This window comes from Marivita sp. (genome assembly GCF_022763305.1).
In the GTDB taxonomy this organism is placed as follows: domain Bacteria; phylum Pseudomonadota; class Alphaproteobacteria; order Rhodobacterales; family Rhodobacteraceae; genus Marivita.
In genome coordinates this window covers 20,334-33,631 of record NZ_JALEGT010000053.1, presented here as the reverse complement: position 1 = coordinate 33,631, position 13,298 = coordinate 20,334, and the positions used below count along the sequence as shown (strand labels likewise).

13 protein-coding genes are annotated in these 13,298 nt (G+C 62.4%); 8 read left to right on the top strand and 5 right to left on the bottom strand.

What is annotated here, in order from left to right; all coding sequences use genetic code 11:
• Positions 1-26: 26 nt before the first annotated feature.
• Entirely contained in the window at positions 27-443 is a 417-nt protein-coding gene (locus MRY75_RS10490; RefSeq protein ID WP_292307591.1) for a hypothetical protein, read from the top strand.
• Positions 444-458: 15 nt separating this feature from the next.
• On the opposite strand, the gene uvrC is transcribed toward MRY75_RS10490, so the two are convergent.
• The 5 genes from uvrC to MRY75_RS10465 all read right to left on the bottom strand — a co-directional run bounded on the left by uvrC (position 459) and on the right by MRY75_RS10465 (position 7,812).
• On the bottom strand, positions 459-2,327 hold the full coding sequence (gene uvrC / locus MRY75_RS10485) for an excinuclease ABC subunit UvrC (RefSeq protein ID WP_292307590.1): 1,869 nt from the start codon (positions 2,325-2,327) through the stop codon (positions 459-461).
• 312 nt (positions 2,328-2,639) lie between these two features.
• Positions 2,640-3,419, bottom strand: coding sequence for an SDR family oxidoreductase (locus MRY75_RS10480; protein WP_292307588.1), 780 nt, complete (start codon positions 3,417-3,419; stop codon positions 2,640-2,642).
• 15 nt (positions 3,420-3,434) lie between these two features.
• Complete coding sequence (locus MRY75_RS10475) at positions 3,435-4,382, bottom strand: calcium/sodium antiporter (RefSeq protein WP_292307628.1); 948 nt, start codon at positions 4,380-4,382, stop codon at positions 3,435-3,437.
• Positions 4,383-4,558: 176 nt separating this feature from the next.
• Complete coding sequence (locus MRY75_RS10470) at positions 4,559-5,356, bottom strand: S49 family peptidase (RefSeq protein WP_292307586.1); 798 nt, start codon at positions 5,354-5,356, stop codon at positions 4,559-4,561.
• Positions 5,357-5,613: 257 nt separating this feature from the next.
• Complete coding sequence (locus MRY75_RS10465; RefSeq protein ID WP_292307585.1) at positions 5,614-7,812, bottom strand: primosomal protein N'; 2,199 nt, start codon at positions 7,810-7,812, stop codon at positions 5,614-5,616.
• 79 nt (positions 7,813-7,891) lie between these two features.
• Between MRY75_RS10465 and fsa the strand changes: the two genes are divergently transcribed.
• The 7 genes from fsa (at position 7,892) to pssA (ending at position 13,283) form a co-directional block, all read left to right on the top strand.
• Entirely contained in the window at positions 7,892-8,545 is a 654-nt protein-coding gene (gene fsa, locus MRY75_RS10460; protein WP_292307583.1) for a fructose-6-phosphate aldolase, read from the top strand.
• Between the two features lie 161 nt (positions 8,546-8,706).
• The gene (locus MRY75_RS10455) at positions 8,707-9,411 is read left to right on the top strand and encodes a DUF484 family protein (protein ID WP_292307581.1); all 705 of its coding nucleotides are present in this window, start codon (positions 8,707-8,709) and stop codon (positions 9,409-9,411) included.
• On the top strand, positions 9,408-10,334 hold the full coding sequence (locus tag MRY75_RS10450; protein WP_292307580.1) for a tyrosine recombinase XerC: 927 nt from the start codon (positions 9,408-9,410) through the stop codon (positions 10,332-10,334). Before MRY75_RS10455 ends, MRY75_RS10450 begins: the two co-directional genes overlap by 4 nt.
• Before the next feature lie 81 nt (positions 10,335-10,415).
• The gene (locus MRY75_RS10445; protein WP_292307578.1) at positions 10,416-11,036 is read left to right on the top strand and encodes an FMN-binding negative transcriptional regulator; all 621 of its coding nucleotides are present in this window, start codon (positions 10,416-10,418) and stop codon (positions 11,034-11,036) included.
• 114 nt (positions 11,037-11,150) lie between these two features.
• Positions 11,151-11,756: a glutathione S-transferase gene (locus MRY75_RS10440; protein WP_292307576.1), complete on the top strand. Its 606-nt coding sequence runs from the start codon at positions 11,151-11,153 to the stop codon at positions 11,754-11,756.
• Between the two features lie 88 nt (positions 11,757-11,844).
• Positions 11,845-12,507 carry a phosphatidylserine decarboxylase gene (locus tag MRY75_RS10435; protein WP_292307574.1) on the top strand — a complete coding sequence of 221 codons (663 nt, stop codon included), beginning with the start codon at positions 11,845-11,847 and terminating at the stop codon, positions 12,505-12,507.
• Complete coding sequence (gene pssA, locus MRY75_RS10430; protein ID WP_292307572.1) at positions 12,504-13,283, top strand: CDP-diacylglycerol--serine O-phosphatidyltransferase; 780 nt, start codon at positions 12,504-12,506, stop codon at positions 13,281-13,283. The genes MRY75_RS10435 and pssA overlap by 4 nt, the downstream gene beginning before the upstream one ends.
• The last annotated feature ends 15 nt before the right edge of the window (positions 13,284-13,298 follow it).

The window sequence follows — 13,298 nt, the reverse complement described above, 5'->3', positions numbered from 1 at the left end:
GCGTGGACCGATCAGGAGACTCACTCATGGCCCTTCTCAATCCTATGCGCTTTCTTGCGACCGCTTTGGCACTGACCCTTGCCACAGGCCTGTCCGCCCAGACCAAATCCGAGGTGAAATTCGCCCCCGGAAATTTCGGCGCGATGGTGTCCGGCACCATCATCGGTGACGAATATATCGACTACCTTCTCGGCGCGAATGCCGGTCAGAAAATGTTTGTCGATCTCACCGTGACCGACAGCAATGGCAACGGGACGGTCTATTTCAACATCCTGCCGCCGGGCAGCGATGGCGTTGCGATCTACAACAGCTCGATGAACGGAAATTCGACGACCGTTGACCTGCCGTCCAAGGGCACATACGCGATCCGCGTCTACCACATGGGCAGCGACGAGGACACAGGCAAGACCAGCGGTTTCAACATCGACCTGTCGATCCAGTGATCGCCCCGAGGCCGGTCAGCCGGCCTCGTGGAAGAACCCGTAGATCCGTTCAGCCAAAGCCTCGCTGACGCCTTCAACCGCCTTCAGGTCAGCCAGGTTCGCCCGGCTGACCGCCTTGGCCGATCCGAAATGCGCCAGCAGTGCGCGTTTGCGGGCCGCTCCGACACCCGGCACCTCGTCAAGAGGATTGGCCATCTGGGACTTTGACCGCTTCGCCCGGTGTGTACCGATGGCAAAACGGTGCGCCTCGTCCCGCAGCCGCTGGATGAAGTAGAGCACAGGATCATTGTGACGGAGCGCAAAGGGGCGGGTTCCGGAGCGGTGGAATTCCTCCTTGCCCGCATCGCGATCCACACCTTTGGCCACACCGACCATGGGCACGTCCTCGACGCCGTATTCCACCATGATCTCTCGCACAGCAGACACCTGCCCTGCGCCACCGTCGATCAGGAGCAGATCAGGCCACAGCCCCTTGTCGCGGTCCGGGTCATCCTTGAGCAACCGCTTGAACCGCCGGGTCAGCACCTCCTTCATCATGCCGAAGTCATCGCCCGGCGTGAGTTCATCGCCCTTGATGTTGAACTTGCGGTACTGGTTCTTGATAAAGCCATCCGGCCCGGCGACGATCATCGCGCCGACTGCATCCGTGCCCTGGATGTGCGAGTTGTCATAGACTTCGATCCGCTCCGGCGGCGCGTCCAGCCCAAAGGCTTCGGCCAGGCCGCGCAACAGCTTGCCCTGTGTCGCCGTTTCCGCCATCCGCCGCGCCAGAGACTCCCGCGCGTTGCGCAAGGCGCCATCCACAAGCTCGGACTTTTCCCCCCGGCGCGGCACCGCGATCTCGACCTTGCGGCCCAACTTGTCTGACAGGGCTTCGGTCATCAGGTCTTCGTTCTCGATCGGATGTGACAGCAGGATCAGCTTGGGTGGCTCCTTGGTGTCATAGAACTGGCCAAGGAACGCCTCCAGCACTTCGGCCTCTTCTACATCCGGGCCGACACGCGGATAGAAATCGCGGTTGCCCCAGTTCTGGTTCGCCCGGATGAAGAAGACCTGAACGCAGGCCTGTCCCTTTTCCAGATGCAGCGCGATCACATCCGCCTCGGTGACACCGCGCGGATTGATCCCCTGCGCCGTCTGCACTTGCGTCAGCGCGCGGATGCGGTCGCGCAAAGCGGCAGCGCGTTCGAACTCCATCGCCTCGGACGCCTCGGCCATCTCCTTGGCCAAGGTCTCCTGCACGTTGGTGGATTTGCCCGACAGGAACCGTTCGGCATCCTTCACGCTGGCGGCATACTCGGCCTCGCTGATCTTGCCCACACAGGGCGCGGAACAGCGTTTGATCTGGTACTGCAGACAGGGTCGTGTCCGGCTGTCGAACATCGCATCCGAACAGTTGCGCAGCAGGAATGCGCGCTGCAACTGGTTCAGCGTCCGATTGACCGCACCCGCGCTGGCGAAGGGTCCGTAATACGCACCCTTGTCCTTCTTTGCCCCGCGATGCTTGCGGATCATCGGGAACGGGTGGTCCGTCACCTGAATGTTGGGGAACGACTTGTCGTCCCGCAGGAGCACGTTGTACCGCGGCTTGAGCTGTTTGATGAGATTCTGTTCGAGCAGCAGCGCCTCGGTCTCGGTGCGCGTCGTCAGGAACATCATCGACGCGGTTTCCGAGATCATCCGCGAGATCCGGCCCGAATGCTGGGGTGACGGTCGCGAGTAGTTCGACACCCGCGCCCGCAGGTTCCGAGCCTTGCCGACATAGAGCACCCGCGCCTGCGCATCGAGCATCCGGTACACGCCGGGACTCGAGTCCAGTGTCTTCAGGTACCTCTGGATACACGGGTATCCAGTTACGGTTTTCGTGTCAGTTTCGCCCGTCATGTCAGCCCAAGTTGACAACCTTTTTCGGTTTCCGCGATTCTCCCCTCTCGCTGCCCCATCGCCCCCACCGATGCAACTGTTAAGACATCCACGGTTTCTGTGGATAAGTCTGCGGAGAAGTTTTGGACGTCAGGGATTTTCCTTTGTATTTCGGCACCCTCTCTGATTTGCACAATTTTTAGGCATAATTATAAGCCTTTGATTTAATGCAAAATTTTCTCAGGCCCGCAACAAGTTACTGAAAACATTAACACTTTCGTAACGCTTTCGTAACGTCAATGTGAGCGGTGCAAAACTTGCTTTTGCGGGGCATCATTCGACCCCGATCACGTCTGGTGTCTGCCATCCCAGATGCTGTCCGCCGTCCACGCAGAGCAGCTGCCCTGTGACCCCCGGCGCATCGAGAAAATAGCCCAGCGCGCCGGTGATGTCGGAGGTATTCGATCCGCGTTTCAGAACGGTCGCCGCACGCTGCTTGGCGAAATGCGCCTCGCTCTGGCGCCCCCCGCGCAATGTCGGCCCGGGACCGATCGCATTCACGCGACAGGCGGGGGCCAGCGCCTGTGCCGCCGTCTGTGTGAAGGCCCACAGCCCCATCTTCGCAATCGTATAGGTCATGAACTCCGGTGTCAGCTTGCGCACCCGCTGATCGATCATGTTGACGACCAGACCCGGTGCCACCGGTTCGTTCATGTCGTCGATTTCGGGCTCCGGCAGTTGCGCCGCGAAATGCTGGGTGAGCACGAAGGGGGCGCGCAGATTGCTTTCCAGATGCCGGTCCCAGCTCTCGCGCGTCGCCGTTCCGATGTTGTCGTATTCGAAGATCGAGGCGTTGTTGATGAGCACCTCCAGCGGGCCGCCGATGCCGTCAATCGCAGCTCCGACCAGCGCTTGTGTTTCGTCTTCGTTCAACAGGTCCGCCTGCACGGTGCAGGCGCGCCGCCCTTTGGCGCGGATCATTTCTGCGACTTCCTCGGCCGCATCGCCGGATGACGCATAATGCACTGCAATGTCGAACCCGCGATCGGCCAGGTACAGCGCCATCGCGCGCCCCAGCCGTTTGCCTGCGCCTGTGATCAGTGCTTTGCTCATTGGTCTGCCTCGCGCTTACATGATGACAAGCGCAATGTAGCCCACATAAAGCGCCGACAAGACCACGCCCCACAGGCGGGTCAGATCCTTGGCGAGGAAAACCAGCGGGAAGATCAGAAGCGACGCGCCCAGCATGACCCAGAGATCGAAGCTCAGGAATTCTGGGGCAACCGGGATCGGCGCAATCAGGGACGCGACGCCGATGATGGCCAACAGGTTGAACATGTTCGACCCGATCACGTTGCCCAGCGCAACATCCGCCTGACGGCGCAGTGCAGCCATGACCGTGGTCGCCAGTTCCGGCAGCGACGTGCCCAGTGCAACAAGTGTCAGGCCGATCACGGTGTCGCTGACGCCGAACATCGTGGCAATCTGGACCGAGCTGTCGATCAGGAGGTCTGCGCCCAGCGGCAACCCGACCAGACCGAGCGCCAGATAGACGAGGATCTTCCACCACGGCATGTCGGGATCGGCGCCTTCGGGTTCTTCCTCAGCCTCTGCCTCCTTGCCCGCCCGGCGGTGCGCCAGAGCTTCCCGGATGGAGTCGCCAAGGATGACGGCCAATGCGACCAGCAGTCCGATCCCGGCGATCCAGTCAAACACACCGCGAAAGGCCAGCGCGATGAAAAGCACCGACGCGCCCAGCATGATGACATAGCTTTTCCGCGTGTCGCATTCGCTGGTATGCATGACAGCCAGCAGCGCGGGGATGCCCAGAACGAGAAGAATGTTTGCGGTGTTGGAGCCGACGACATTGCCCAGCGCGATGCCGGGGACATTCTCCATCGCCGCCTTGATCGAGATGAGCAGCTCTGGTGCAGAAGTGCCGAAGGCGACCACCGTCAGGCTGACGATCAGCGCCGGAATACCGATCCGCAGCGACAGGTTGACCGCACCCTTGACCAGCGCATCGCCGGCCAGCAGCAGGATCACGAGCCCGATGACGACACCGCCCCAGATCATCAGCATGTCAGCTTGCCTTTCCGCTGCAGGGGCATGGCCCCTTGCCGATACGATAGCGCCCGCAGTTGCGGCACTTAGCACTGGCCAGACGCTTTGCACCCGGCACGCGCAGTTTCCCGAACATGGCAAGCACGGCGATGAAGACGAGGAAGAGAAGGACGATCTTGGAAATCACGTCAGAGCCCGTAGCGCGCGAACTCGGCGCGTTCTTCGATGACGCCAAGGGCGTCTTCGGTAAGTTTCGCTCCGAAACGGCTCAGGAACGGGCGGCGCTGTTCGTAGCGGCGGAATTTGACCTTGTCACCGAACCGATCCTTCATCGCGGGAACAAGGTGTCCGACATGATCTGCCAGCCCGACATCGACCGCGCCCTGACCAACCCAGATCTCTCCTGTGAAGAGATCGGGATTGTCGGCAAGCTTGGCCCCACGGCGGCTTTTCACCTGATGGATGAATGTCTCGTGCAACTGTCCCAGCAACCTGTTCAGGCGTGCGACATCCTCTTCGCTTTCGGGACGGAACGGGTCGAGCATGGATTTGGATTTGCCCGCCGTGTAGACCCGGCGCTCAATACCCTGCCGTTGCAGGAACACATGCGCGCCGAACCCGGCAGAGATGACACCGATGGAGCCAAGAATGGACGCCGGGTCGGCGTAAATCTCATCTGCCGCGGAGGCGATCCAGTAGCCACCCGACGCGGCGACGTCTTCCACAAAGGCGTAGACGGGGGTTTCGGTTTCATCCGCAAGACGGCGGATGCGGGCGCCGATCAGCGAACTTTGCACAGGCGATCCACCAGGGGAATTGACCTCGAGCGCAACGGCAGCGGGCTTGCCCTTGCGGAACGCCTTTTCAAGCAGAGAGCGAAGGCTGGCATCGCTCAGAGTCCCACGTGACCCCGCCGCAATCGTGCCTTGCATCCGAACAACAGCGACTGTGGGGTCGGATTTAACAAATGGGATAAAGCGCTTCATGATGGCCCATGTAGAATGCAGGTGAAGGGCATACAAGGCATGGCCGGAAATATGGGTGCCCTGTTGACCCGGAGCCGCAACACGGATCGGAACCAAACCTGACCTATTGTTTCACGCGCGAAACATTGGAACCGGATCGGACCAATTAACCCTTTGACAGGATGTGCGCGATCATGCGGCGCCTCGGTCCGCCATGCCGGGGGCGCGGACGCGTCGACGCGTCCGGGTTTTCAGTCGACTGAAAACCGGCGCTGACCTTAGTAAAAGCTCTGCGGGTCGATGTCGATCGCCATGCGCAGCTCTCCCTTGAGGCGGAAGGGTTTGACCCATTCCGCCAGCGCCGGCTGCAGCGCGGTGCCCTTGGGAGCCTTGACCAGAAGGCGCACCCGGTGGCGGCCACGCACCCGCGCGATAGGCGCCGGGGCCGGACCGAAGACCTGAGCCCCCACACGGCGCAGCGGTGCGTCGTTGCGGGCCAGCGCGTTGCCGAGGTCGAACACCTCCTGCACGTCCGTCGAGGACAGGATGATCCCGGCAAGGCGTCCATAGGGCGGCACGCCCGCATTGCGGCGCTCACCGGCTTCGGCGGTCCAGAAATCCTGCTCGTCCCCGGACAGGATCGCGCGGATCACGGGATGTTCCGGCTGATAGGTCTGCATCAACGCCTGACCGGGTTTGTCAGCGCGCCCGGCCCGACCCGCCACCTGCCGCATCAGTTGAAACGTGCGTTCAGCCGCGCGCAGGTCCGAGCCTTGCAGACCAAGGTCGGCGTCAATCACGCCCACAAGCGTCAGCAGCGGGAAGTTGTGGCCCTTGGCGACCAACTGTGTGCCGATGATCAGGTCTGCGCCACCGCTGGCGATGGTCTCGATCTCGGCCTTGAGGGCGCGGGCTGAGCCGAACATGTCCGACGACAACACCGCCAGCCGGGCATCGGGAAAGAGCGTCTGCGCCTCTTCGGCAAGGCGTTCGACACCGGGGCCAACGGCAGCAAGTTTGTCTTCGGCCCCGCAGGAGGGGCAGGTGTTGGGCATCGGTTTGGTCTCGCCACATTGGTGGCAGACGAGACGTTTGAGAAATCGGTGTTCGACCATCCGCGCATCGCAATGGTCGCAGCCGATCTGGTGCCCACAGGCGCGGCAGATGGTGACGGGGGCATAGCCGCGCCGGTTGATGAAGAGCAGCGCCTGTTCCTTGTTGTCGAGCCTTTGTTGCACCGCGCGTTGCAACGTCGGCGAGATCCAGCTTGACCCGGGCAGTTGTTCGCTGCGCATGTCGATGGCCCGCATCTTGGGCATGACCGCCGCGCCGAAACGGGAGGTGAGTTCGAGTTTGCGGTATTTGCCTGCGTCGGCATTCGCCCAGCTTTCCAGACTTGGCGTCGCAGAGGCCAGGATCACCTGTGCGCCGCAGATCGACGCGCGCAGCACGGCCATGTCGCGGGCGTTGTAAAGAACGCCATCTTCCTGCTTGTACGACGTGTCGTGTTCTTCATCGACGACAATCAGACCCAGATCGCGGAACGGCAGGAACAGCGCGGAGCGTGCGCCGACGACCAGTTGCGCCCCGCCTTGGGCGGTCATTTTCCAGACGCGGCGGCGGTCTGTCATGGTGACGCCGGAATGCCATTCGGCGGGTTTCGCGCCGAAACGGGCATCGACGCGGGTGAGGAATTCAGCAGTCAGCGCGATTTCCGGCAACAGGACCAATGCCTGACGGCCTTGGGCCAGACATTCGGCCACCGCTTCGAGATAGACTTCGGTCTTGCCGGACCCTGTGACGCCTTTCAGCAGGGTTGTGCCATAGGATCGCGTGGCGACCGAGGCTCGGAGTGTGGCGGCGGCGGTGGTTTGATCCTCGGTCAGGGTTTTGCCGCCATATGCCGGATCGAGCGTCGGGAAGGGTGTGTCGCGCGGGCTGTCTTCCTCGCGCACGGCCCCCTGTTTTACGAGGCCTTTGACGACAGAGGTGGTCACGCCCGCTGCCTCGGCCAGTTCCTTGAGCGTCAGAGACAGGCCCCCCATCTCGCGCAGTACGTCGAGCACGCGGGTGCGCGTGTCGGTCATGCGGTCGGGGGTGCTGTCGCCCAGACGGTAAATCTTGCGCATCGACGGGGGATCACCGAGGCCCGGTGCGCGGGTGGCAAGCCGCAGCATCGCGGGCATCGGGGTCAGCGTGTAGTCGCCCGCGCGGGTCAGAAACGCCATCAGTTCCTCGCGCATGGGCGCGGCATCGAGCACGCGGATCACCGAGCGCACCTTGGAGATGTCGTAATCGCCCTGCCCCGGCCCCCAGACGACGCCAAGCACCTTGCGCGGACCAAGCGGCACCTCGACAAAGGCCCCCGGATGGCAGCCCCCCTCGGGCGCGCGGTAATCCAGCACCCGGTCCAACGGCTGGGTGGTCAGCACGCCGATCAGCGCGCCTTCATCGAAATAGCTGGATGTTAGCGCCATCAGTTGAGGGTTTCCGTCTGCATTGTCTTGGGGTAAAGCCCACGGTAGGAAAGGCCAACCCATCACAGGAGCGAGAGCCATGAAATTCTTTGTCGACACAGCCGAAATCGACGCGATCGCGGAACTCAACGATCTGGGCATGGTCGATGGCGTGACCACCAATCCGTCGCTGATCAAGAAATCCGGTCGCGACATCCTCGAAGTGACCAAGGAGATCTGCGATCTGGTCTCGGGCCCGGTCTCTGCCGAAGTGGTGGCGCTCAAGGCCGAGGACATGATCGCGGAAGGACGCAAGCTGGCCGAGATCGCCGAGAACATCGCGGTGAAGGTACCGCTGACCTGGGACGGTCTGAAGGCCTGCAAGGTGCTGACCGACGAGGGCAAGATGGTCAACGTGACGCTTTGCTTCTCGGCCAATCAGGCTCTTTTGGCGGCCAAGGCGGGCGCGACGTTCATTTCTCCGTTCATCGGGCGTCTGGACGATCTGAACATGGACGGTCTGGACCTGATCGCGGACATCCGTGAAATCTATGACAATTACGGGTTCGAGACCAACATCCTTGCCGCGTCGATCCGCAGCGCCAATCACATGAGCGAATGCGCCAAGATCGGGGCCGATGTTGCCACCGCCCCGCCCGCCGTGATCAAGGCGATGGCGAGCCACGTGCTGACGGACAAGGGTCTTGACCAGTTCGTCAAGGACGCGGCAGCGGCCAATATCAAGATCCTCTGAGCCGGGAGAAAGCCGCGTCGACGCGGCTTTCAACGCCCGTCGACGGGCGTTCCTGCGCTTCTGCCACAGTTTTTCGAGTTGCCCGCATTTGATCGAAAAAATGCGGGCATCTCTGTGCCACCCCTGATACTGTCCCGCAAACAAAAGACCCTGAGGATGGCATGAGCAGCCCCCGTATCGACGACGACCTGCGCGAAACGATCATGACGCGCCCTGACGTGATTCTCGAGGATCAGGACCTGATGCGCGCCCTGATCGCCGCGAATGAACGTGCGATGGGCGGCAATATCGTCGACCTGCGCGGCATCGCGATGGACCGACTCGAGGCCCGTCTGGACCGGTTGGAAGACACCCACCGGTCGGTGATTGCAGCCGCCTACGAGAACCTTGCGGGCACCAATCAGGTGCATCGCGCGATCCTGCGGATGCTCGACCCGGTGGAGTTCGAATCCTTCCTGCGCGATCTGGGCGGCGACGTGGCCGAGATTCTGCGGGTCGATGTCATCAAGCTTGTGCTGGAATCGGTGCAGAACGACGAAGACCCGGCGATCAAACGGCTGGGATCAGTGCTGTCTGTGGCGGCCCCCGGCTTCATCGACGCGTATGTCAGCACCGGGCGTAATGCGCCACCCCGGCAGGTCACGCTGCGGCAGGTCGAGACTGGCGCACGCGAGATCTACGGCGACAAGGCGGACTGGATCCGCTCGGAAGCCTGTCTAAAACTGGATTTCGGGCCAGGGCGTCTGCCGGGGTTGCTGGTGATGGGGGCGGAAGACCCGCATCAGTTCACACCGCAGCAGGGCACGGACCTTCTGACCTTTTTCACCGGTGTGTTCGAGCGCCAGATGCGGCGCTGGCTGTCATGAGCCTGATGATCTCTCCGGCGGCGCGGGACGCGCTGGAGGGGTGGCTCGCTTCGAGCCGGGCACTGAACGGGACAGCCGAGAACACGCTGATCGCCTATCGCGGCGACGTAGTGGATTTCATCGCGTTCCTGACAGACTACAAGGGCGAGGCGCAGGGGCTGGCGCCCCTGGCGCGGATCACCGTGCCTGACATGCGGGCGTGGATGGCGCACACGCGCAGCGGTGGGGCCAGTCCGCGATCGCTTGCGCGCAAGCTTTCGGCGGTCAAATCCTTCTATCGCTGGCTGGCGGAGCGGGAGGGGTTCGAGCCGACAGCCGTGCTGTCGACCCGTGCGCCCAAGTTCCAGAAAAAGCTGCCCCGTCCGCTGAGCGAGGATGCCGCGCGCGAGATGATCGACACGGTGGGTCAGCAGGCGCAGAAAGACTGGGTCGGCGCTCGGGACATGGCGGTGGTGACGCTGCTCTATGGCTGTGGCCTGCGGATTTCCGAAGCGTTGGGGCTGACGGGGCGTGACCTGCCTTTGGGCGAGGCGGTGCGGATCATCGGCAAGGGTGGCAAGGAACGGGTGGTCCCGGTTCTGCCCGTCGCGCGGCAGGCGGTGGCGACCTATGTGACGCTGTGCCCGTTCGACATGGAGCCGGATGCGCCGGTGTTTCGCGGCGCGCGTGGCGGGGCGTTGAACCCTAGGCTGGTGCAGAAAGTGACGGAACAGGCGCGGATGCAGTTGGGTCTGCCCGCCACCGCGACGCCACATGCGATGCGGCACAGCTTTGCGACGCATCTGCTGTCGGCGGGCGGTGATCTGCGGGCGATTCAGGAATTGCTGGGCCATGCGTCCCTGTCGACAACGCAGGCCTATACCTCGGTCGATACGGTGCATCTGATGAAGGTCTACGAGGCGACGCATCCCAAGGCGGGATGATTGTTTCGGGTACAATTCAGGGCGGGATTTTTGGTTTCGGTTGTGCCAGATCGGGGGCGTTTCCAGTCCTGAGCCAATGCCATGCACCCCAACCCGAGCTTTCACAGTCACGACCACGCCAAGGACATCGCCTTTGTCCGCGAGCGGGGGTTTGGCACTCTGGTGATGAATGGCGATCCTGTGCCGATGGTGGCGCATGTGCCGGTTCTGCTGTCCGAGGATGGGCGCGAGGTGCTGATCCATCTGGTGCGGTCCAACCCGATTGCGCGGGCGTTGAGCGGGCCGCGCCCTGCTCGGATCGCGGTGACGGGGCCGGATGCCTATATCTCGCCGGATTGGTACGGGGTCGTGGATCAGGTGCCAACGTGGAACTATGTGGCGGTACACCTGACCGGGGTTCTGGAACTTTTACCACATGGTAAAATGCGCGAGGTGCTGGATGTGCAGTCCGCCTTCTACGAGAACCGGCTGGCGGGAAAGACGCCGTGGACCACCGGCAAGATGACGCCAGAGGTTCTGGAGCGGATGATGCGGATGATCGTGCCCTGCCGGATGGTGGTGGAGGAGATCGCAGCGACGTGGAAGCTTGGCCAGAACAAGGACGACGCGGTTCGGCAGCGCGCGGCGGTTCAGGTGCCTGGCGGGATGGGCAGCGAGCTTGAGGCGCTGGCTGCGTTGATGGCGGATCCGCCGGTGTTGTGAGCGGCCTCTTTCCGTCGACGGAAAGAGGCGATGCGTCGACGCATCGTGACACGCGGCTTGGCAATCGGAGCGCGACGGGATTAGCTGGCAGCAGACCAAACAGGGAGCAGGCTGATGCAACTTCTCAGATCGGGGCCATCGCCCTTTGTCCGCAAGGTTCTCGTGACGCTGCACGAAACCGGGCAATATGACGACATCGAACATGTGAACGTGACCAGCACACCGCTGTCGCCTGATTCCAAGCTGATCGCGGCGAATCCGATGGGCAAGATCCCGGCGCTGATCCGTCCGGATGCGCCAGCGATCTATGACAGCCGGGTGATCTGCCGGTTCCTCGATGCGCGGGCAAATGCCGGGCTTTATCCCGAACACCGGATCTGGGACACACTGACGTTGGAGGCGACGGCGGATGGCATTCTCGATGCGGCGGTGCTGATGGTCTATGAAACCCGGTTCCGCCCCGAGGAGAAGGTCATGATGGATTGGGTCGAGGGGCAGTGGGGCAAGGTTTCCCGTGCGCTGGATGCGATCAACACTCGCTGGATGAGCCATCTCAACGGGCGTCTGGACATGGGGCATATCGCGGTGGCCTGCGCGCTGGGATATCTCGACCTGCGCCATGACGCGCGGGCCTGGCGCACCGGGCGCGATGCGCTGGCGGCGTGGTTCGACACGTTCTCGACACGCGACAGCATGGTGGCGACCCATCCCGAAGCCTGATCCGCGACGTCAGGTTATGTCGGCAAAGCTTGCGTGTCGGAGAACCCCGGTTTACCGACGCGCAATGTTTTGAAAGGATGCTGCCGCGATGCGGATGACAGATACATTCATCAAGCCGATGCACCCGGAAGGGCGCAAATTCGTCGCGATCTTTGCGGCCATCACTCTGGTGCTGTTTGCCGTCGAGGATGTGCTGGGCTGGATCGGTGTGGGGTTGACCGTCTGGTGCTATTACTTCTTCCGCGATCCCGAGCGGGTCACGCCGGATGCACCGGGGCTGGTGATCAGCCCGGCGGATGGGGTGGTTTCGCTGATCGAACCTGCGGTACCGCCGCGCGAGCTGGGTCTGCCGGAAGAGGCGCTGACACGGGTCAGCGTGTTCATGTCGGTGTTCAACTGCCATGTGAACCGCGCACCGGTGGCGGGCAAGGTTGAGAAGATCGCCTACAAGCCCGGCAAGTTCCTGAACGCTTCGCTCGACAAGGCGAGCGAGGACAATGAGCGCAATTCACTGGTCATCCGGATGGAGGACGACCGCATCCTCACCGTGACACAGATCGCCGGTCTGGTGGCGCGGCGGATCGTGAGCTTCACGCAGGAAGGTGCGGTCTTGGATCGGGGTGAACGCTTCGGGCTGATCCGCTTCGGGTCGCGTCTGGACATCTACCTGCCCGAAGGGGTGGAGCCATCGGTGAAGATCGGGCAGACCATGATCGCCGGTGAAACCGTGATTGCGGACCTGTCGACATGACCACGGAAACGAACGGTCAGAAACTGACGCTGGTTCAGCTTCTGCCGAACATGCTGACCGTGACGGCCATCTGTGCGGGGCTGACGGCGATCCGGTTCGGGCTGCAGGGCAACTACGAGTTGGCGGTGCAGTTGATCCTGCTTGCGGCCATCCTTGACGGGCTGGACGGGCGTCTGGCCCGTGCGCTTGGCAGCGACAGCAAGATGGGCGCCGAGCTCGACTCGCTGGCAGATTTCCTGAATTTCGGGGTTGCGCCGGGGCTGCTGCTTTATGTGTGGGCGCTGGATGACACGCGGCAATTGGGCTGGCTGGCCGTGCTGGTCTATGCGGTCTGTGCAGTGACGCGGCTTGCGCGGTTCAACGTAGCCCGTAAGGCCGAGAACGGATCAGCCGAGAACGCCTATTTCATCGGGATTCCGTCCCCCGCCGGGGCGATTCTGGTGATGCTGCCCATGTATGCGTCGTTTGCCTTTGACAGCACACAGATCATCCCCGATGTGCTTTTGGCGATGTATATTGCGCTGATCGGCATGCTGATGATCGGGCGGTTTCCGGTCTGGTCTTTCAAGACCACCAAGATCAGCCAGCGCCGGGTCAAAGTGTTTCTTGTCGGCTTTGCCGCAATCGGAGCGGCTGTGGCCATCTATACCTGGATTGCACTGGTCGTGCTGAGCCTGATCTACATCGGCGCGGTGGTCTGGATGCTGCCATCCTCGCGCAGGGCGCTGGCACAGGCAAAGACGGACGACGAGGCGCGCAACAGCGACAAGGCCTAGACCAAGAGGCGTGAT

What these genes read in the sequence shown, in the direction of transcription:
- MRY75_RS10470 (WP_292307586.1), bottom strand. Translation starts at nt 5,356, where the DNA reads ATGAAGCGCTTTATCCCATTTGTTAAATCCGACCCCACAGTCGCTGTT.
- MRY75_RS10475 (WP_292307628.1), bottom strand. Translation starts at nt 4,382, where the DNA reads ATGATCTGGGGCGGTGTCGTCATCGGGCTCGTGATCCTGCTGCTGGCC.
- uvrC (WP_292307590.1), bottom strand. Translation starts at nt 2,327, where the DNA reads ATGACGGGCGAAACTGACACGAAAACCGTAACTGGATACCCGTGTATC.
- MRY75_RS10440 (WP_292307576.1), top strand. Translation starts at nt 11,151, where the DNA reads ATGCAACTTCTCAGATCGGGGCCATCGCCCTTTGTCCGCAAGGTTCTC.
- fsa (WP_292307583.1), top strand. Translation starts at nt 7,892, where the DNA reads ATGAAATTCTTTGTCGACACAGCCGAAATCGACGCGATCGCGGAACTC.
- MRY75_RS10450 (WP_292307580.1), top strand. Translation starts at nt 9,408, where the DNA reads ATGAGCCTGATGATCTCTCCGGCGGCGCGGGACGCGCTGGAGGGGTGG.
- MRY75_RS10445 (WP_292307578.1), top strand. Translation starts at nt 10,416, where the DNA reads ATGCACCCCAACCCGAGCTTTCACAGTCACGACCACGCCAAGGACATC.
- pssA (WP_292307572.1), top strand. Translation starts at nt 12,504, where the DNA reads ATGACCACGGAAACGAACGGTCAGAAACTGACGCTGGTTCAGCTTCTG.
- MRY75_RS10455 (WP_292307581.1), top strand. Translation starts at nt 8,707, where the DNA reads ATGAGCAGCCCCCGTATCGACGACGACCTGCGCGAAACGATCATGACG.
- MRY75_RS10490 (WP_292307591.1), top strand. Translation starts at nt 27, where the DNA reads ATGGCCCTTCTCAATCCTATGCGCTTTCTTGCGACCGCTTTGGCACTG.
- MRY75_RS10435 (WP_292307574.1), top strand. Translation starts at nt 11,845, where the DNA reads ATGCGGATGACAGATACATTCATCAAGCCGATGCACCCGGAAGGGCGC.
- MRY75_RS10465 (WP_292307585.1), bottom strand. Translation starts at nt 7,812, where the DNA reads ATGGCGCTAACATCCAGCTATTTCGATGAAGGCGCGCTGATCGGCGTG.
- MRY75_RS10480 (WP_292307588.1), bottom strand. Translation starts at nt 3,419, where the DNA reads ATGAGCAAAGCACTGATCACAGGCGCAGGCAAACGGCTGGGGCGCGCG.